General features: G+C 72.8%; 19 protein-coding genes. 9 read left to right on the top strand and 10 right to left on the bottom strand.

What is annotated here, in order from left to right; all coding sequences use genetic code 11:
- Positions 1-2 precede the first annotated feature (2 nt).
- From J3R08_RS26630 to J3R08_RS26620, 3 genes are read right to left on the bottom strand one after another with little or no spacing between them, the layout of a single operon-like run.
- Positions 3-887, bottom strand: coding sequence for an ABC transporter permease (locus J3R08_RS26630; protein ID WP_030503657.1), 885 nt, complete (start codon positions 885-887; stop codon positions 3-5).
- Positions 877-1,656 (bottom strand): ABC transporter ATP-binding protein, encoded by a 780-nt coding sequence (locus J3R08_RS26625; protein ID WP_030503658.1) that lies wholly within the window; start codon positions 1,654-1,656, stop codon positions 877-879. The genes J3R08_RS26630 and J3R08_RS26625 overlap by 11 nt, the downstream gene beginning before the upstream one ends.
- Positions 1,653-2,714 carry an ABC transporter substrate-binding protein gene (locus J3R08_RS26620; RefSeq protein ID WP_043328448.1) on the bottom strand — a complete coding sequence of 354 codons (1,062 nt, stop codon included), beginning with the start codon at positions 2,712-2,714 and terminating at the stop codon, positions 1,653-1,655. Before J3R08_RS26620 ends, J3R08_RS26625 begins: the two co-directional genes overlap by 4 nt.
- 148 nt (positions 2,715-2,862) lie before the next feature.
- Here J3R08_RS26620 and J3R08_RS26615 point away from each other — a divergent pair, with 148 nt between their 5' ends.
- From J3R08_RS26615 to nudC, 3 genes are read left to right on the top strand one after another with little or no spacing between them, the layout of a single operon-like run.
- Positions 2,863-4,173, top strand: a complete 1,311-nt coding sequence (locus J3R08_RS26615) for a pitrilysin family protein (RefSeq protein WP_043328449.1) — start codon at positions 2,863-2,865, stop codon at positions 4,171-4,173.
- The gene (locus J3R08_RS26610; protein ID WP_043328450.1) at positions 4,170-5,513 is read left to right on the top strand and encodes a pitrilysin family protein; all 1,344 of its coding nucleotides are present in this window, start codon (positions 4,170-4,172) and stop codon (positions 5,511-5,513) included. The genes J3R08_RS26615 and J3R08_RS26610 overlap by 4 nt, the downstream gene beginning before the upstream one ends.
- On the top strand, positions 5,510-6,457 hold the full coding sequence (gene nudC / locus J3R08_RS26605; RefSeq protein WP_043328451.1) for an NAD(+) diphosphatase: 948 nt from the start codon (positions 5,510-5,512) through the stop codon (positions 6,455-6,457). Before J3R08_RS26610 ends, nudC begins: the two co-directional genes overlap by 4 nt.
- 184 nt (positions 6,458-6,641) lie before the next feature.
- Here nudC and J3R08_RS26600 read toward each other — a convergent pair whose 3' ends face one another.
- From J3R08_RS26600 to J3R08_RS26590, 3 genes are all read right to left on the bottom strand, one after another.
- Entirely contained in the window at positions 6,642-6,911 is a 270-nt protein-coding gene (locus J3R08_RS26600; protein ID WP_043328453.1) for a hypothetical protein, read from the bottom strand.
- A 197-nt stretch (positions 6,912-7,108) separates the two neighbouring features.
- Positions 7,109-7,348, bottom strand: coding sequence for a DUF397 domain-containing protein (locus J3R08_RS26595; protein ID WP_043328454.1), 240 nt, complete (start codon positions 7,346-7,348; stop codon positions 7,109-7,111).
- Positions 7,349-7,419: 71 nt separating this feature from the next.
- A complete protein-coding gene (locus tag J3R08_RS26590) occupies positions 7,420-8,400 on the bottom strand; it encodes a helix-turn-helix transcriptional regulator (RefSeq protein ID WP_030503665.1) in 981 nt (326 codons plus the stop codon).
- Between the two features lie 205 nt (positions 8,401-8,605).
- On the opposite strand from J3R08_RS26590, the gene J3R08_RS26585 reads away from it, so the two are divergent.
- Complete coding sequence (locus tag J3R08_RS26585; protein WP_043328456.1) at positions 8,606-9,859, top strand: MFS transporter; 1,254 nt, start codon at positions 8,606-8,608, stop codon at positions 9,857-9,859.
- A gap of 57 nt (positions 9,860-9,916) precedes the next feature.
- Here the strand turns inward: J3R08_RS26585 and J3R08_RS26580 are convergent, their stop codons facing one another.
- Entirely contained in the window at positions 9,917-10,159 is a 243-nt protein-coding gene (locus tag J3R08_RS26580; RefSeq protein WP_043328458.1) for a mycoredoxin, read from the bottom strand.
- A 91-nt stretch (positions 10,160-10,250) separates the two neighbouring features.
- Here J3R08_RS26580 and J3R08_RS26575 point away from each other — a divergent pair, with 91 nt between their 5' ends.
- From J3R08_RS26575 to J3R08_RS26565, 3 genes are all read left to right on the top strand, one after another.
- Positions 10,251-12,374, top strand: a complete 2,124-nt coding sequence (locus J3R08_RS26575; RefSeq protein WP_043328460.1) for an ATP-dependent DNA helicase UvrD2 — start codon at positions 10,251-10,253, stop codon at positions 12,372-12,374.
- 129 nt (positions 12,375-12,503) lie between these two features.
- Complete coding sequence (locus tag J3R08_RS26570) at positions 12,504-12,758, top strand: hypothetical protein (RefSeq protein ID WP_082931090.1); 255 nt, start codon at positions 12,504-12,506, stop codon at positions 12,756-12,758.
- 131 nt (positions 12,759-12,889) lie between these two features.
- On the top strand, positions 12,890-13,255 hold the full coding sequence (locus J3R08_RS26565) for a WhiB family transcriptional regulator (RefSeq protein ID WP_030503670.1): 366 nt from the start codon (positions 12,890-12,892) through the stop codon (positions 13,253-13,255).
- Positions 13,256-13,572: 317 nt separating this feature from the next.
- On the opposite strand, the gene J3R08_RS26560 is transcribed toward J3R08_RS26565, so the two are convergent.
- The 3 genes from J3R08_RS26560 to J3R08_RS32250 all read right to left on the bottom strand — a co-directional run bounded on the left by J3R08_RS26560 (position 13,573) and on the right by J3R08_RS32250 (position 16,379).
- Positions 13,573-14,919: an AarF/ABC1/UbiB kinase family protein gene (locus J3R08_RS26560; RefSeq protein ID WP_030503671.1), complete on the bottom strand. Its 1,347-nt coding sequence runs from the start codon at positions 14,917-14,919 to the stop codon at positions 13,573-13,575.
- 10 nt (positions 14,920-14,929) lie between these two features.
- Positions 14,930-16,042 (bottom strand): TOMM precursor leader peptide-binding protein, encoded by a 1,113-nt coding sequence (locus J3R08_RS26555; RefSeq protein ID WP_209963121.1) that lies wholly within the window; start codon positions 16,040-16,042, stop codon positions 14,930-14,932.
- A 169-nt stretch (positions 16,043-16,211) separates the two neighbouring features.
- Positions 16,212-16,379: a DUF5679 domain-containing protein gene (locus tag J3R08_RS32250; protein ID WP_007464795.1), complete on the bottom strand. Its 168-nt coding sequence runs from the start codon at positions 16,377-16,379 to the stop codon at positions 16,212-16,214.
- Positions 16,380-16,850: 471 nt separating this feature from the next.
- Here J3R08_RS32250 and J3R08_RS26545 point away from each other — a divergent pair, with 471 nt between their 5' ends.
- Positions 16,851-17,372, top strand: a complete 522-nt coding sequence (locus tag J3R08_RS26545; protein WP_043328464.1) for a M48 family metallopeptidase — start codon at positions 16,851-16,853, stop codon at positions 17,370-17,372.
- A gap of 115 nt (positions 17,373-17,487) precedes the next feature.
- A complete protein-coding gene (locus J3R08_RS26540; RefSeq protein WP_209963118.1) occupies positions 17,488-18,108 on the top strand; it encodes a hypothetical protein in 621 nt (206 codons plus the stop codon).
- Positions 18,109-18,141 lie beyond the last annotated feature (33 nt).

Raw genomic sequence — 18,141 nt, 5'->3', positions numbered from 1 at the left:
CGTCAGTTGCCGGCCTGGTCCAGCACGCCCCAGCGGCGGCGGATCGCCTTGTCGGCGGCACCGAACGCGGTGTCCACGAGCAGGCCCACCACCAGGATGACGATCATGATGGCCATCAGCCGGGGCGCCTCGCTCAGTTCACGCGCGTACGTCAGCTGTGCGCCGATCGAGGTGCGGGTGGCGATGACCACCAGCAGCTCACCGGCCATCAGGCTGCGCCAGGCGAACGCCCAGCCCTGCTTGAGCCCGGCCACGATGGCCGGCAGCGCGGCCGGCGCGATCACGTACCGGTAGAGGTTGAGCCCCCGGGCGCCGAGGTTGCGGCCGGCGCGGACCAGCAGCGGCGGCACGTAGTCCACGCCGTGGATGACGCCGTTGGCGACCGACGGCGCGGCGCCGAGCACCACCACGAAGAAGATCGCCTGCTCGCTGAGCTGGAACAGCAGGATGGCCAGCGGGAACCAGGCGATCGACGGCATGGTCTGCAACGCGGTGATCATCGAGCCGAGCGCGGCCCGGAGCACCTTGACCCGGGCCACGCCGAGGCCGAGCAGCAGGCCGACCGCGACCGCGGCGGCGAACCCGACCGCCGCCCGCCGGGCCGTGGTGGCCAGGCCCTCCCAGAGCGCCGAGCTGAGCAGGTACTCTCCGAGGTCGCCGAAGACCACGGCCGGGCCGGGCAGCGCCCACGGCTCCTTCCACCCGGACCAGACCACCGCCTGCCAGATCGCCACCGCGAGCGCGAGCGCGGCGAGCTTGGGCCAGGTGGCCGACCACAGGCGGCGTACCCGGGACGGGCCCTTCTCCCGGCCGGCGATCTCCAGCGCGTCGAGCCCGGAGATCTCCGCGTCGGCCCGCGCCGACGCGGACAGGGTGTCACTGGCCATGCCGGCCCACCTCCTTGCGCAGCCGGTCGGTGACCTCGGCGGCGATGGCCGAGACCTCCGGCGAGTCGATCCGCCGGGGGCGCGGCACGGCGACCTCGGTGGAGTAGATGATCCGGCCGGGCCGGCTGGAGAGCAGCACGATGCGGTCGGCGAGCCGGGCCGCCTCGCGGACGTTGTGCGTGACGAACAGGACGGTGAGCTTGCGCTCGGTCCAGATCCGCTCCAGCTCGTCGTGCAGGATGTCGCGGGTCATCGCGTCCAGCGCGCCGAACGGCTCGTCCATCAGCAGCACCGGCGTCTCCAGCGCGAGCGTGCGGGCCAGCGCGACGCGCTGCCGCATGCCGCCGGAGAGCTGGTGCGGGCGCTTGCGGCCGAACTCCGACAGGTGGACCGTGCGCAGCAGCTCGGCCACCCGCTCCTTGCGCTGGTCGCGGGGGAGACCGCGCAGCTTCAGCGGCACCTCGACGTTGCCCTCGACGGTGAGCCAGGGGAACAGCGCCGGCTCCTGGAACATGAGCCCCGGGTTGACGCCCTCGCCCAGCTCGATGGTGCCGCCGCTGGCCCGGTCCAGGCCGGCGACCAGGTTGAGCAGCGTGCTCTTGCCGCAGCCGGACGCGCCGACCATGCAGACGAACTCGCCGGGCGCGATGTCCAGGGACAGTCCGTCCAGCGCCAGGACGGCCTGGTCGCCCTGGCCGTACACCTTTGTGACGCCGCGCAGCGCGACCGAGCCGGTCGCGCTGCGCGGGGTCGTGGTCGTCGACGTCACGGCTGGCTGACCTCGGCCTTGCCCTGCGCCTTGAGGACCTCGTTGAGGTACTTGAGGTCGTACAGGCCGTTCAGGTCGACCGGCTGGGTCAGCCCGACCGCGACGGCGTGGTCCAGGCCGGTCTTCAGCGAGGCCGGGATCGGGTCGTTTGTGAACTCCAGGGTCGGCCAGGCCTGCTTGATCAGCTTGAGGTCCAGCGGCTTGCCGGTGATCTTGCCGATGTGGTCGGAGATGGCCTGCTGCGCCTCGTCCGGCTTGGTGTTGACGAACTCGTTCGCCGCGACCTGGCCCTCGACCAGCTTCTTCACCACGTCCGGGTGCGCCTTGAGGAACTTGGTGCTGACCAGCAGGTTGGTGATGACGAACTTCTTGTCCGGCCAGAGGTCACGCTCGTCGACGAGCACCTTGCCACCGGCGTTGACCAGCCGGGAGACGAACGGCTCGGGCACCCATGCGCCGTCGATGGCGCCGCTGCCGAACGTCTCGATCGTCTGCGCGTTCTCCTGCGGCACGATCTTGACGTCGCCGCCGCCCTCCTTGGTGGTCTCCAGGCCCTTCTCCTTGAGCCAGAAGCGCAGCGCCACGTCCTGGGTGTTGCCGAGCTGCGGAGTGGCGATCTTCTTGCCGCGCAGCTGCTCCACCGAGGTGATGCCGGGCTTGACCACGAGCGCGACGCCGCCGGACGCCGCGCCGGAGATGACCCGGACCGCCTCGCCCTTGGACTTGGAGAAGGCGTTCACCGTCGGGTTCGGGCCGATGTACGTGGCGTCGAGCGCGCCGGAGAAGACCGCCTCGATGGCGGCCGGGCCGGCGTTGAAGGTCTTGGTGTCCAGCTCGACGTCGCTGCCGAGTTTCTCCTTGAAGATCCCCTTCTCCACGCCGACCACGGCCGGGGCGTGCGTGATGTTGGGAAAGTAGCCCAGGCGCAGCGTGACCGGGCCGGACCCGCTGGCGGCGTCGCTGTCCTCGCCGCAGGCGGCGGTGGTGCCGAGCGTGGCCGCGCCGACCGCGGCCAGGGTCGCCAGGGTGACCAGGCGGCGCAGGGGAAGCCCTCTCATCGAATGTCCAATCCGCAGTATTCCTATTTAGTTGGTAGGAAGAGTGGGGCAAGTGGCCGCCGGCGTCAAGACCCGTCCCGCAACAGTCCACCGTTCGGCCAGGGCACACCGGCGATAGAGCCGGTACGGAAGCGCTAATGTCGATCTCGTGTCCACGCGGAGAGCGAAGATCCCAGCGACGAAGTACCCGGCCGAACGGTTCACCCTCGACAACGGCCTGCGTGTGGTGCTCACGCCGGACCGCAGCGCCCCGGTCATCGGGGTGGCTGTGGTCTACGACGTCGGCATCCGCTCCGAGCCGGAGGGACGCACCGGCTTCGCCCACCTCTTCGAGCACCTGATGTTCCAGGGGTCGGAGAACCTGGAGAAGCTGGCCCACTTCCGGCACGTCCAGGGCGCCGGCGGGACGTTCAACGGCTCCACCCACCTGGACTACACCGACTACTTCGAGACGCTGCCCGCCAACGCCCTGGAACGCGCGCTGTTCCTGGAGGCCGACCGGATGCGCGGCCCCCGGCTGACCGAGGAGAACCTGCGCAACCAGGTCGACGTGGTCAAGGAGGAGATCCGGGTCAACGTGCTGAACCGGCCGTACGGCGGGTTCCCCTGGCTGACGCTGCCCCCGGTGATGTTCGACACCTTCCCCAACGCGCACGACGGCTACGGCTCCTTCGACGACCTGGAGTCGGCGACGGTGGCCGACGCCGCCGACTTCTTCCGCCGCTACTACGCCAGCGGCAACGCCGTACTGGCGGTCAGCGGCGACATCGACGTGGCCGAGGCGACCACGCTCATCGAACGGCACTTCGGCGACGTCCCGGCCCGTCCCGCCCCGCAGCGGCCCGACTTCACCGAGCCCGACCTGACCACCGAGCGGCGCAGCACGTACACCGACGCGCTGGCCCCGCTGCCGGCGGTGGCCGGCGCGTGGCGCGTGCCCGACCCGGTCGACGACTTCGCCGGCTACCTGCCCTACGTGGTGCTGGCCGAGGTGCTCACCGACGGCGACGCGTCCCGGCTGGTCGAGCGGCTGGTGCAGCGCGACCGGTCGGTCACCAGCCTCGGCGGCTACGTCGGTTTCATGGGCGACCCGTTCGACGTGCGCGACCCCACCGCGCTGCTGCTCCAGGCGCACCTGCCGCCCGGCGGCGACGTGGACAAGGTGCTGCGCACCATCGACGAGGAACTGGACCGGCTGGCGACCGACGGGCTGACCGACGGAGAGCTGGCGCGCACCCAGGCCCGGATGGCCACCCACCTGCTGCGCGACACCGACGCGGTGCTCGGCCGGGCGCTGCGGATGGCCGTGCTGGAACAGCAGCGCGGCGAGCCGGGCCTGCTCAACGAGCTGCCCCGGCTGGTCGGCGCGGTGACCGAGGACCAGGTCCGCGCCGCCGCCGCCACCCTGCGGCCCGAGCGCCGCGCGTCCGTCGAGGTCGTCGCCGGAGGAGCCCGATGAGCACGAGTACGACCACCGCCACCGCCGTCCGGCCGCTTCCGGCGCTGCGCCCGAACCGCCGTCTCAAGGTGCCCAAGCAGGCCGAGCGCACGCTGCGCAACGGCCTCACCGTGATCGCGGTACGCCGCTCCGCCGTACCGCTGGTCGAGCTGCGACTGTGGATGCCGTTCGGGCGCACGCACCTGGCCCGCGGCGCGATGCTGGCGCAGACCATGCTCGCCGGCACGCAGGCGCACAGCGCCACCGAGATCGCCGCCGAGCTGCAGAAGGTCGGCGGCGGACTGACCGCCGGGCTCGACCCGGACCGGTTGATGCTCTCCGGCGCGGGCCTGGTCACCGGCCTGGACCGGATGCTGGAACTGCTCGCCGAGGTGCTCACCGGCGCCAACTACCCGGCCGACTGGGTGGAGACCGAACGGGACCGGCTGGTCGACCGCATCCAGGTCGCCCAGAGCCAGCCCTCGCACCTGGCCCGAACCGCCCTGCTCAAGCGGGTGTACGGCCGCCACCCGTACGCCGTGCAGACGCCCGACCCGGACCAGGTCCGGGCGGTCCGCCCGGCCGCGTTGCGCCGGCTGCACGCCGAGCGGGTGCACCCGGCCGGGGCGGTGCTCGTGCTCGTCGGCGACGTGGCGCCGGAGCGGGCGCTGGACGCGGCCGAGCAGGCGCTCGCCGGCTGGCGCGGCGACGGCCACGTCGCCGAACTGCCGCCCGCGCCGCCGCTGGAACCCGGGCCGCTGCTGCTCGTCGACCGGCCCGGCTCGGTGCAGTCCTCGGTACGCCTCGCGCTGCCCGCGGTGCCCCGTACCCACCCGGACCACGCCGCGCTGCAACTGGCGAACCTCATCTTCGGCGGCTACTTCTCCTCCCGCTGGGTGGAGAACATCCGCGAGGACAAGGGCTACACGTACGGGCCGCACTCGCTCGTCGAGCACTCGGTGGCCGGTTCGGTGCTCATCGCCGGCGCCGAGGTGGCCACCGAGGTGACAGCGGCGGCGCTGGTGGAGACGAACTACGAGCTGGGCCGACTCGCCACGGTGCCGCCGAAGGCCGACGAGCTGGAGCAGGCCCGCCAGTACGCGCTCGGCACGCTCCAGCTCGGCATGTCGACCCAGGCCGGGCTCGCGTCGCTGACCAGCGCGTACGCCGGCAACGGGCTGCGACTGGACTTCCTCGCCGAGCACGCAGCCCGGCTCGCCGCCGCGACTGTGGACGACGTGGCCGAGGTGGCCGCCCGCTACCTGGCGCCGGCCCGCGCGGTCACCGTCGTGCTCGGCGACGCCGAACGGGTGGCCGACTCGCTCGCCGCGCTGACACCGGTGCGTACGGAATCCGCGTGAGCGGCGAGCCCGCGCCGCCGCTGGCCCGGTCCACGCTCGACCGGGCCGCCCACCGGCGTACCGACCCGGCCTGGCTGGCCGAGGCGTGGGAGCGGGCGCGGGTGCTGGTGCTCGACTCCGCCGCCGAGGGGCGTGCCCTGGTCCGGGGCGTGGCGAGCCCACCCGAACTGGTCCTGGTCGGCCCCGGCGACCTGCCCGAGGTGCCCCGGTCGGTGCCGATGTTCCTCGGCGTCGAGCCGGACGGCGTGCCGGTCTTCGCGGTCGACGGGCCGCTGCCGGCGCTGCCGGAGACCCGCCCGGCGCACCTGCGCGAGGTCGGCCACCTGATGACCGACCGGGACGCGGGCCTGTTCACCACCGCGCTGGCGCTGCTCAACTGGCACCAGCGGCACGGCTACTCGTCCACGACCGGGAAGGCGACGCAGGCCGACGAGGCCGGCTGGTCACGGATCGACCCGGGCGGCGACCGGGTCTGGCCGCGTACCGACCCGGCCATGATCGTGCTGGTGCACGACGGCATGGACGGAGCGGACGGCCGCTGCCTGCTCGGCAACAACGCGGCCTGGCCGCGCACCCCGGGACAGCGCCGCTACTCCTGCCTGGCCGGATACGTCGAGCCCGGCGAGTCGGCCGAGGCCGCCGTGCTCCGCGAGGTCCGCGAGGAGGTAGGCGTCCCGGTCGAGGAGATCGCGTACGTGGGCAGCCAGTCCTGGCCGTTCCCCGGCTCGCTGATGCTCGGCTTCCTGGCCCGCGCCGACCCCGACGCGCCGATCCGGGTCGACCTGGCCGAGATCGCGCACGCGCGCTGGTTCACCCGCCGGGAGATCGGGGCCGCGCTGGCCGGCGAGCCGGTGCCGGTGGGCGGGGGAGACCGGCTGATCCTGCCGCCGCCGTCGTCGATCGCGCTGTTCCTGGTGCACCGCTGGCTCGACGGCCACTGCTGACCCGCCCGCCCGCCCGTCGGGTTGGGGCGTTTCGGCTGGCGGGCGCAGGGCCGGGCGGGCACGGTCCCGGCCCGGACCGTCGTTGCCGCGACGGTCGCGGGCCGGGAACACGGGCCGTCGTGGCCGGGTGAGGCGATGATCGGCGGGGGAAGCCGGTCCGGCCACGACGGACGTCAGCGTCCGGTCATCCACCGTGCCAGCGGTACGGCTGCCCCGGTGCGGAGTCCTCGATGGGCAGCACCTTGACCCGGTGCCGGCCGGCGCGTACCGCCCCGACGGCGGACAGCGCTCGGGCGAGCAGGAGCGCGGCGTCCCGGTCCTCGGCGTGGACGACCTGGCGGCGGGGTTCCGGCGTGCTCGTCTCGTCCCGCAGGCGGCCCCCACCGGCCCAGGCGGCGGCGATGTCGGCGTCGGCGGCGGTACGGATCTCGGTGCGGACGATCAGGAACCGCATGGTGTCCCCCGGAGAGTGGACGGTTACCCGCTGGAACTTCCACGTCACTCCCGCGTCATGTTACGCCGATGTGTCCTCCCGACAAGTGGAACGCGCCACCTCGACCGATCGGGGGATGCCAGGTCAGCACCGTTGTCGGGGCCGGACACGCGAGGGGGCCGCCGGCGTGACGCCGACGGCCCCGAACGTTCGCCGGATCAGTCCAGATCGAACTGACCGTTCTTCGCTCCGGCGAGGAAGCCGAGCCAGCCGGCCCGGTCGAACAGCAGGACCGGCCCGCTCGGGTCCTTGCTGTCCCGCAGCGCCATGGTCGCCGGCCCGGTGCCGAGCGGCGCGACCTCCACGCAGTTGGAGGTCTGGCTGCGGGTGCTCTTGCGCCAGGCGGCGCCCACGAGCTGTCCCGAGAGGGCGGTCGTGCTGGTACAGATCTTGTTCATGGTGCTTGCTCCTGGTGAGGTGCTCCGATGGGACCGAGCGACGCCGGAGCGCGGACGGTGTCCTTACCGGATCACCGCTCCGTGGTGAGGCGCCCCGAGTCCCGGCGGCGCTGGGTCGGCGCCGTTGCCGGCCCGTACACCGCCGTGGACTCGACTGCCGTGCCGGTCAGCCGTCCTGTCGCCTCGATCAACCAGGAGAGGGTGTCCGATGCGGAGAGTGCCGACGAGCATAGCCACTCGAACACCACTTTATAGCGATTTAGGGTGTTCACCTCGGTCGACATGACGTCGGTGAACCCACCTTCGATGGCCAATGTCTCCGGATCGAGCGGATCGGCGAACCGGTAGACCGAGAACGCGGTCGGCGGAAGGTACCAGTCGCCGACCCGAGTGTCCCGCAACAGCAGCAGCAACGTCACGTTCGGGAGCAGGGCCATCTCGCACAGGTGGACGAGCTGGTCGTGCAGCACCTCCGGCGGGCCGGCCCGCCGGCCGAGGGCGGCCTCCTCCAGCACGGCCGTGTACCGGGGCACGTCGGGGGAGCGGGTCAGCAGCGACTGGCGGGCCTGCCGCGCGCGTACCTCGGTCTCCGGGTCCTCGTGCTCCTGGTCGCCGGCCTGGGCGGCGACCTGCGCGGCCGACATGATCCGGTGCCGGGCGTACCCGGGCGTCTGCAGCAGCCCCGGGACCAGCACCGGGTTGTACTCGGAGATCTCCGCGCAGCCGGCCTCCAGCTCGGCGAAGGCGCGCTGCTGCTGGGTCATCACCGGGAAGTTGCGCAGCCAGCCGCGCATGTCGCCGGCCTCGTGGGTGATGCCGGTCAGCTCCGCGCGCTGCTCCTCGTCGGCGCCGTAGAGCGTCAACAGCACGTCCACGTCGTCCGGGTCGGGCCGGCTGCGGCCGTTCTCCAGGCGGGACAACTTGGATGCGGAGGCCCAGCCGATCCGCTCGATGACCTGGTCACCGGTCAGACCGGCCTGTTCGCGGAGCCGGCGCAGCTCGATGCCGAGTCGACGGCGGCGCAGAATCGGGCCTGGTACGGCAGGAGGCACGGCGTCCTCTTTCCCGTCGACCGTCGCAGGACGCGACGGTAACTGTATGAAATTCGCCCCCCACGGTCAGTATGGACGTCGCGACCGGCGTCGGAGGTTCCGGCACGGGCGTGTCACGAGACAAAAAGAGGACTGTGGAGGGTGTCTTCACCAGCGCCCACCCCCGACGCGCCCCTGGTGGCGCACCCCTGCCGGAGGCAACCCGATGCGCACCGTCCTGCGCCGCCCCGACTTCCGTCTCCTCTTCGCCGCAGTGGTGGCGAGCATGGCGGCGGAGTCGGTGCTGCTGCTCGCCCTGGCCGTCTGGGTCAAGGATCTGACCGGGTCGGACAGCATGGCGGGGGCGACCATCTTCGCGGTCATCGCACCGATGGCCCTCGCCCCGCTCGTCGGCTGGGTGGTCGACCGCTACCGCCGGAAACCCTTCTTCATCGCCGCCAACCTGGTCGCCGCGGCGCTGCTCAGTCCGCTGCTCACGGTCCGGGACCGCTCCGACGTCTGGGTGATCTACGTGGTCGCGGCGTTCTACGGACTCTCGTACATCACCCTCGCCGCCGTGCTCAACGGACTGATCCGGCATCTGGTTCCGGCCGAGTCGCTGGCCGACGCGAACGGACTGCTGCAGACGGTCCGGCAGGGCCTGCGGCTGATCGGGCCGCTCGCCGGGGCGGGCGTCTACGCCGCCGTCGGCGGCTGGCTGCTCGCCGTCCTGGCCATGACCGGATTCCTGGTGGCCGCGGCGGTGGTCGGCCGGCTGCGGGCGCAGGAGCGGGAACCGTCCCGGTCCGGCCGCCGCGGGCCGTCCGAGCTGAGCGCCGGGCTGCGCCACCTGACCGGCGAGCCGGCGCTGCGCCGGGCGCTGCTCGGGTACGGGCTCGGCTCGCTGGTGATGGGCTTCACCGAGTCGCTGATCTTCGCGTACGTCGACCTGGGTCTGCGCCGCGAGGCCGCGTTCGTCGGCGTGCTGGTCATGGTGCAGGGCGTCGGCGGCCTGGTCGGCGGCCTGTTCTCGGCCGCCGTGGTCCGCCGGTACGGCGAAGTCGGGGCGCTGGCCGCCGGGGTGACGTTCTTCGGACCGGCCGCGCTGGCGCTCGCGTACCCCCGGTTGTGGCTCGGGGTGGTGGCGCTGCTGCTGGCCGGCCTGTCGCTGCCGCTGACCATGGTGGGGTTGAACACGCTGATCCAGCGGCGGACGCCGCCGCGGCTGCTCGGCCGGGTCACCGCGGCGTCGGAGGCCCTGGTCAGCGGTCCGCAGGCGCTCTCCATCGGCACCGGCGCGCTGCTCGTCGGGGTGTTCGACTACCGGCTGCTGTTCGCAGTGGTCGGGGCGGTCACCACGGCGGCCGGCCTCTACCTGTGGCGGGGCCGCGGGCTGAGCGCGCCGGTCGCCGGGCCGGTGCGGATCCCGGGGCCCCGGAAGCCGGCCGACGACGGCGTGCTCAGTCGGGGCGGCTCCTGAACGGCGGCGAGCGGCCGTACCCGGGTCGGGTACGGCCGCTCGCAGTGTCGCGGGAGATCAGCCGGGCAGCGCGGCCAGGTGCTGCTTGACCTGGTTGATCGAGGGGTTGGTCAGGGCGCTGCCGTCGGCGAAGCGCAGCGTCGGGACGGTCTGGTTGCCGCCGTTGACGCTCATCACGAAGTCCGCGGCCGCGGGGTCCTGCTCGATGTCGACCACCTCGTACGCGATGCCCTCCCGGTCGAGCTGCGACTTCAGCCGGTGGCAGTAGCCGCACCACGGGGTGGAATACATCGTCAGCATGGTCTGGTCCTCCAAGGGGTGGCTCGCGCCCGGTCCGATCAGGCCAGGCTAACCGCTGCAACGTCACACGATGCTGGGATGATTCCCTGCTGTGGGCGTTCACTCAGGTGCGGAACGGGTGCTGGCCGGGCTGGATCCGGAGCAGCGGTCCGCGGTGACCGCCCCGGCCGGGCCGGTCTGCATCCTGGCCGGCGCCGGCACCGGCAAGACGCGGGCGGTGACGTCGCGGATCGCGTACCGGGCGCTGACCGGCGACATCGCCGGCCGGCACGTGCTGGCGGTCACGTTCACCGCCCGCGCCGCGGCCGAGATGCGCAGCCGCCTCACCGTGCTCGGCGTGCAGGGGGTGCAGGCGCGCACGTTCCACGCGGCGGCGCTGCGGCAGGTCCGCTACTTCGCGCCCCGGCTGCTGGCCGGGCGGGCCATGCCGGAGCTGCTGGACAGCAAGGTGCGGGTGGTCACGCTCGCCGCCGCCAAGGTCGGGCTGCGCGCCGACCGGGCCGCCGCGCGCGACCTCGCCGCCGAGATCGAATGGGCCAAGTCGTCGCTGGTCGAGCCGGGGGAGTACGTGGTCGCCGCGGCCAAGGCGCTGCGCGAGACGCCGTACGAGCCGGCCCGGGTGGCCGACGTGTTCGACGCGTACGAGCGGCTCAAGCGCGGCAACGGGGTGATCGACTTCGAGGACATGCTGCGCGCCGCGGTCTGGGGCATCGAGGAGCATCCGGACGTCGCCGAGCAGGTGCGCAATCAGTACCGGCACTTCGTGGTCGACGAGTACCAGGACGTCAACCCGCTCCAGCAGCGGCTGCTGGAGGCGTGGCTGGGTGGCCGGGACGACCTGACAGTGGTCGGCGACGCCAGCCAGACGATCTACTCGTTCACCGGCGCGACCTCGTCGTACCTGGTCGACTTCCCCCGGCTGCACCGGGGCGCGACAGTGGTCCGGCTGGTCCGCGACTACCGCTCCACCCCGCAGGTGGTCGGGCTGGCCAACGCGGTGATCTCCCAGGCGCGGGGCACCGAGGCGCGGCTGCGGCTGGAGCTGCACGGCCAGCGCCGGCCCGGTCCGGAGCCGGAACTGCGGATCTTCACCGACGAGCCGGCCGAGGCGAACGCGGTCGCCGCCCGCTGCCGGGCGCTGGTCGCGGGCGGCACCCCGGCGCGGGAGATCGCTGTGCTGTTCCGCACCAACGCGCAGTCCGAGGCGTACGAGAAGGCGCTTTCCGAGGCCGGCGTGCCGTACGTGCTCCAGGGCGCGGAGCGGTTCTTCGAACGGCCCGAGGTGCGCCAGGCGATGATCGCGCTGCGCGCCGCCACCCGGTCGGCGTCCGTCGACACGCCGCTGCCGGCCGCCGTGGTCGAAGGGCTCTCGGCGGTCGGCTGGGCGCCCGACGCGCCCCCGCCCGGCGGCGCCGCGCGCGAGCGGTGGGAGGCGCTCGCCGCGCTGGTCCAGCTCGCCGAGGAGTACGCCGCCGACGCCGAGGCGGAGCCGGGGCTGACCGGGTTCACCGAGGAACTGGCCCGGCGGGCCGCCCAGCAGCACGTGCCCACCGTCGAGGGGGTTACGCTCGCGTCGCTGCACTCGGCGAAGGGGCTGGAGTGGGACGCGGTGTTCCTGGTCGGGCTGGCCGAGGGCACGCTGCCCACCACGTACGCGAAGACCATGGAGCAGGTCGAGGAGGAACGGCGGCTGCTCTACGTCGGGATCACCCGGGCCCGGGAGTGGCTCTGGCTGTCGTACGCCACGGCGCGCTCGCCGGGTGGGCGGGCCCGGCGGCCGTCGCGCTTCCTGCCGCAGCTCGACCGCTCCGGCGGCGGCGAGCGGGCCGGCGGCGGCGGACCGGCGCGGCGGGCCGAGCGGCGCCGGCCGCAGGTGGTCTCGTGCCGGATCTGCGGCGCGACGCTGCTCGCCGGCGCGGACCGCAAACTGGGCCGCTGCCCGACCTGCCCGTCGGACATCGACGAGGAGCTGTACGAGCGGCTGCGCGATTGGCGGCAGCGGGTCGCGGGAGCGCAGAAGGTGCCGGCGTACGTGGTCTTCACCGACGCCACGCTCACCGCGCTGGCCGAACGGAAGCCCGGTCGCACCGAGGAACTGGTGGCGATCGCCGGGATCGGGCCCCGAAAAGTCGGGCTTTACGGTGATACGGTCCTCGCCCTGGTGGCGGGCGCCACGGTGGACGAGGTCTGCTCACAGAAAACTTCTGAAAACTAGCCGTAAATCGTTTGCCCTCGCCCGAGGGCGAGGAATAGCCTCATGACACACCTCGCGAGCGGCGCTGTTCTGGCTGCTCAACGGGGATGAGTCCACGGTCGGCACGAGGAGAGTAGGGAGGTGGCACCAGTGAAGATCTTCAACTATGAGCGTCTCGCGGCGATGCCGTCTGCCGTCGCTCCGCTGTCGGCTGTCCGGGTGGCCCTCGCCGCTCGACCGTCGGCTCCGCAGGTGCACCAGGTCCAGGTTCAGGCCGAGCTGAACCTGACCGTTGCGCCGATCGCCGGAGTCGAGGGGACCAGTGGCTTCGCGGGCAAGGGCATCGATGGCGCCAAGAAGCGCACGGATGTCCGCGGCGTTCCACCTCGAGGTAGACCGGTCTGATCCATCAGACGCCGGCTCACCTCGAGGCCGCGGAACCCGCATACCGGGATCCGCGGCCTCAGTTTTTTGTCCCGCCGAAGTACGTCGGAATGCGATCCACGAGATCGAAGTGAGAGAGAGGTGACCGGAGGATGAGTCTGGCGTTGGCCCCCCTCGACGTGAGCGTCGACGTGGAGGCGAACCTGCCCTGCCGGAAGTTCGACCCCGACCTGTGGTTCTCCGACTCGCCCGCCGAGCTCGAGCTGGCCAAGTCGCTCTGCGGGGACTGCCCGCTGCGCGTCGAGTGCCTGGCCGGGGCGGTCGAGCGAGCCGAGCCCTGGGGCGTCTGGGGCGGCGAGATCTTCGAGCGTGGCGCGGTCGTCCCGCGCAAGCGGCCCCGTGGCCGTCCGCGCAAGGAGGACCTCGCCCGCGACGCGCAGCTCCGGGTCGAGGCGGAGGCGCGACTGGCGGCCAGCGGGCTGTCCGAGTCGCGTAGCGCCGTCCGGCTGGCAGCCTGACACACCTACGTTCCGAAACCGACCGATGCCGGTGTCCCTCCACCGGCCGACCTGAGAGAGAAATTCTGATGCTGAACCTGCCGAACGGATTCGAGATGCAACTACTCCACGAAGCGTTGTCCAGGGCCCGAATGCGCCGGCCTCAGGCCGGTCGCACCACCACGAGCACTGAGGCAACCCGTTCCGCCCGTACCGTCGCCATGCGGAGTCGCAGCCAGTCGGCACGCGACCTGGGCGTCCTGTAGAACGATCGCGTGAGGAAGGGGCGGTGACCTGCTGGTCACCGCCCCTTCGCCTGCTCCGTGCCCAGCCGGTGCTCAGGGCACCGGCGCGAAGCCGGGCAGCCAGCGTTCCAGGATCGACCGGTAGGACGCCTTCGCCTCCAGCTGGCAGAGCACGCCGATCGAACCCAGCGTGACCCGATGGATCATCAGATACGACGGGGGCAGGTTGAGCTGGCGGCTGAGCTGGTACGCGGGGGAGCGGGGACTGGCCAGCCGGGTCGCCTCGGCGCGCAGCCAGGCCCGGGTGAAGCGGAACTCGTCGGCCGCGATCGGCTCCAGCATCGGACGCAGGAAGTCGAGCACCGCCGGGGCGTCGATCGACTCGGTGCGGCTGACGAAGCCCTCGGCACGCAGCCCCTCCACCACGGCGTCGGCGTCGCCGTTCAGCGCGAGCGCCGCGATCCGGCCGATCGGCTCCGGCGTGCCCTGCGGCATCCGGGCCACCGCGCCGAAGTCGATCACACCGAGCCGCCCGTCCGGCAGCAGCCGGAAGTTGCCCGGGTGCGGGTCGGCGTGCAGCAACCCGGCCCGCTCCGGCGCGGACAGGTGCAGCTCGGCCATCAGCCGGCCGGCCTCGTCGCGCTGCTCCTCGGTGCCCTCCCGGATGATCTGGGACAGCGGGATGCCCTCGACCCACTCGGTGATCAGCACCCGGGGCGCGGCGTCGAGCACCTCCGGGATGAAGATGTCCGGGTCGTCGGCGTACGCGGCGGCGAACGCGCGCTGCGACTCCGCCTCCAGTTCGTAGTCCAGCTCCTCGGTGATGCGCTCGCGCAGTTCGGCCAGGAGCGGCTTCACGTCCAGCCCCGGCTGGATCGCCCGGAACATGCCGCCGAGCCGGGAGAGCTGCTTGAGGTCGGCGAGCAGGGCGTCACCTGCGCCCGGGTACTGGATCTTCACGGCCACGTCCCGGTGCTGCGGGCCGCCGTTCGGGCCGTACCCGGGGTCGCGCCAGAGGGCGCGGTGCACCTGGCCGATGCTGGCCGCCGCGGCCGGGGTGTCGTTGAACTCGACGAACCGGTCGCGCCAGTCCGGGCCGAGCTGCTCGGCGAGCACCTTGTGCACCGTCGCCGCCGGCAGCGGCGGGGCGGCCTCCTGGAGCTTGGTGAGCGCCTGCCGGTAGGGTGCGGCCACCTCCTCGGGCAGCGCCGCCTCGAACACCGACAGGGCCTGGCCGAACTTCATCGCCCCGCCCTTGAGCTGCCCGAGCACGCTGAACAGCTGCTCGGCGGTGCGCTGCTGGATCTCGGCGGAGATGACGTCGGACGCGAGCCCGGTCACCCGCTTGCCCATGCCGAGGACGGTTCGACCGGCGAATCCGAGCGGCAGGGCGGCGAGTTTGGCGGTGCGGGACACGGCCCGGCGCGGGATGTCGGTCACCCGGCCATTGTTACCGACTCGGGGCCCTCGATGCTGCCGTGCGGCCGGGAGCGGCCGGGGCCGACCGGATCGGGCGACGCCGGCAGCAGCCACAGGAGGGGTGCGGCGGCCACCGTCGGTGACGCACCCGGCCCGGGGCTGCGACCTCCACCGCGCCGCCGAGCGTCTCCGGGTGGCCGCCGTCGAGCTGGGCCAGCGCCTCGGCCGTGGCGAACGCGGCGGCGGCGAGCCGGGTGGTGGCGGCGCAGGCCCGCTCGCCCCGGTCGGCGGCGAGCTGGGCGGCGAGCGCCGGCCAGTCCGGGTCCCGGTCGCCGCGGTGCAGGTCGAGGCAGCGCAGGCACGGACCGACGGGTGGGCGGACCAGCGGGCCGATCACGGGTACGCCGCCGCGCAGGTCGAGCAGCAGGTGGGGCTGGCGTCGGCGGGCGTACCCGGTGGCCAGCAGCTCGGCCGGCCGGTCCACGCCGAGCTGCACCACCAGGTCCGGCCGGGCCGCCCGGATCGGGGTCGTGGCAGTGCCCGGCGCGCACCGCTCCAGCGCCGCGCGTACCGCCGGGCCCAGCGGCCGGCCCAGCTCCGCGGCGGTCAGGCCGGTCCCGACCAGGTCGCCGGCGCCGACCGGGCCGGCCAGATCGGGTACGACGTGCCCGACGCCGGCCTGGGCCAGCGCGACGGCGACCGCCGCGCCGAGTCGTCCCGTGCCGGTGACCAGCACCCGGGCGGACCGGCGGCGGCGCAGCAGCCGGGCCGGTGTGCCGGGCAGGTCGGGGCAGGTAAGCGCCAGCGCGGCGGCCTCGGCTGCCAACCGGGTCCGGACCGCGCCGGCGAGGTCACGGGGGAACAGGGCCTGCGCGGGCACCACCAGGCCGGCGTTGCGGAGCGTGTCGAGCAGCGCGCGTGCCTCGTCGGGCGGCACCCGGGCGGCGCCGGCCTCGGCCAGCACGGCGCGTTCGCTGCGGGTGCCGTCGAGCAGGTCGAGCAGGCGGGCCGTGCCCGGCGAGGACATCTCCAGCAGCACCGCCCGGCCGGGCAGCTCACCGAGTTGGAGCGTATGGCGGTCGCGCCAGAGCCGGGTCAGGCCGGGCAGCAGGATCGGACGGACGAGCGGTGTCGGATCGGTCACGGCACCGATAGTGACCGTCTCCAAGCGCTCCGTCGTTCGTTGTCCACAGGTGCGGCGAGCCGTGGCCAGCCTTGTCCACAGGATCTCGCCGGTTTTCCACAACTGGCGGGTAACTGTGTCGGTTACCCGACGGGGAGGGCGGCCGAGGGCCGCCCTCCCCGTGGAGCGGTCAGACCTTGGCCTTGCCCAGGATGCGGTTCACTGTTGTGCCGCACACCGGGCACTTGCCCTTGGCCATGTTCATGCCGGTCTTCGAGACCTCCACGTGCCCCTCGAAGTCCCGCTTCTCCTTGCACTTGACGCAGTAACCGTTGTAGGTCTGGGCCTGGTCGGCCACGGTAGCCTCCTCGTCTCGTCCGCCGGAGGTTGTCCCGGCGGTCTCCCTGCGGCCGAACGCGACGTCGGCGCCGGGGGGTTCTCCGCGATCAGTCACCTGACCGTGGTTGGCGGACCCTACCCAGGTCTGGGCGGTTCCATGTCAGCTGTACGCCGACTCTGTGAGCTAGTCGACGTCGAGAGTGTGCATGCCGAGTTACGTCGGATAAGTCAGTTTCGCGCGGACACGCCGGGTAAAAGCGCCCAGATCCCCTTCGTGTGCCCCTGACGCCGGTCACTCACCGTAGATCACTTAACGTTGCAGAGGGTCGGTTGGTGATGGTCATCTACCAGCGCAAAGAATTTTTTCTGGACTCCTGACAATCAACCGCCATTTTCCGGGCGCGTGTCGTCGTGTTGACTCTTGCGGAGTCCTGGTCAGTACGCATTAGCTTTCCATCGTGACAGTCAACCGAGGCTGCGCGGGCCGGTAATGGCCGTGACGCGGAAGCCCGTCGTCGAGGTACGGCGCAGTCAGCGCCGGCGGCGCACGGTGTCCGCGTACCGGGACGGGGAGCGCGTCGTCGTGCTGATCCCCGATCAGTTCTCCCGGGCCGAGGAGAGCGAGTGGGTCGACCGGATGCTGGCCCGGCTCGCCGCCCGCGAGGGCCGGCTCGCCCGCTCGGACGCCGAACTGCTCGCCCGCGCCCGCCGCCTGATCGACAGCTACCTTCCCGAGTACGGCTCGGCCGCCGTTCCCGCGAGCGTGCGCTGGGTGACCAACCAGAACGGCCGCTGGGGCTCCTGCACCCCCGCCGACCGCACCATCCGGATCTCGCACCGGATCCAGGACATGCCCGACTGGGTGATCGACTACGTCCTCCTGCACGAGCTGACGCACCTCATCGTGCCCAGTCACAACGCCGAGTTCTGGGCGCTGGTCGCCCGGTACCCGCGCTCGGAGCGGGCGCGCGGCTACCTGGAGGGCGTGGCCGCCACCGCCGCCATCCCCTGACCGCGCCCCCGCCCTCTGGCGCCCGCGCGGTCGATCATGAAGTTGACCTGGTGATCCGTCCGTTTCGTCACCGTCAACTTCATGATCGCGTGTGGGGTGGGGTTAAGGTCGGCGGGTGTCCCGACGTGTGGTGGTGGCGTTGCTCGGCCCGGTGACCTGGACGCCGCCCGGAATCGAGCCGGCGCGATGGCGTACCGCCCTCGCCGAGGACGTGGTGGACCTGCTGGTCACGCTGAACGAGGTGGAGACCGCCGTCGCGGTCGCCGCGCGGGACCGCTGGCTGGCCGACGCCGTGGTCTGGCCCGGCACCCCGGTGTACGAGGTGCCGGAGCCGACGCCGAACGCGGTGTTCGCGACGCTCGCCGCTGCCGGCCCGGAGGCGGTCTACGACCAGGTGGCAGTGGTGGCGGCGGACGCGCCGGACGTGCCGGGGCTGACGCTCGGCAAGCTGCTGCGGCCGCTGACCACCCGGCCGGTGGCGGTGGCCCCGGTCGAGGGAGGCGGAACCGGGCTGCTGGGAGTGGCTGCTCGACTGCCCGTACCGGCGTGGTTGCCGGCGCTGGACCTGGACACGACCGCGCCGGCCGAGGTGCGCCGGGCCGCGCCGAGCCCGGGGGACTTGGCGGTCACCGCCGGCTGGCGCCGGATGCGCGGTCCCGCCGACCTGGCCGCGCTCGACCCGGCCGTCGAGGGCTGGGAGGCCACCCGGGCCCTGCTGTCCGGCCGCCCCGTCTGACCCCTGTCCCTACTGCCTAGCCGCGCATCCGGC

It is taken from the genome of Micromonospora sp. HB375 (genome assembly GCF_017872985.1).
Classification (GTDB): domain Bacteria; phylum Actinomycetota; class Actinomycetes; order Mycobacteriales; family Micromonosporaceae; genus Micromonospora; species Micromonospora chalcea.
Note: the sequence above shows the minus strand (reverse complement) of the source record. Positions and strands in the feature narration are given on the sequence as shown.

Coding starts and splice junctions, on each gene's coding strand:
- J3R08_RS26620 (WP_043328448.1), bottom strand. CDS start 2,714: ATGAGAGGGCTTCCCCTGCGCCGCCTGGTCACCCTGGCGACCCTGGCC.
- J3R08_RS26545 (WP_043328464.1), top strand. CDS start 16,851: ATGGCCGTGACGCGGAAGCCCGTCGTCGAGGTACGGCGCAGTCAGCGC.
- J3R08_RS26630 (WP_030503657.1), bottom strand. CDS start 887: ATGGCCAGTGACACCCTGTCCGCGTCGGCGCGGGCCGACGCGGAGATC.
- J3R08_RS26595 (WP_043328454.1), bottom strand. CDS start 7,348: ATGAACAAGATCTGTACCAGCACGACCGCCCTCTCGGGACAGCTCGTG.
- J3R08_RS26580 (WP_043328458.1), bottom strand. CDS start 10,159: ATGCTGACGATGTATTCCACCCCGTGGTGCGGCTACTGCCACCGGCTG.
- J3R08_RS26610 (WP_043328450.1), top strand. CDS start 4,170: ATGAGCACGAGTACGACCACCGCCACCGCCGTCCGGCCGCTTCCGGCG.
- J3R08_RS26585 (WP_043328456.1), top strand. CDS start 8,606: ATGCGCACCGTCCTGCGCCGCCCCGACTTCCGTCTCCTCTTCGCCGCA.
- J3R08_RS26600 (WP_043328453.1), bottom strand. CDS start 6,911: ATGCGGTTCCTGATCGTCCGCACCGAGATCCGTACCGCCGCCGACGCC.
- J3R08_RS26565 (WP_030503670.1), top strand. CDS start 12,890: ATGAGTCTGGCGTTGGCCCCCCTCGACGTGAGCGTCGACGTGGAGGCG.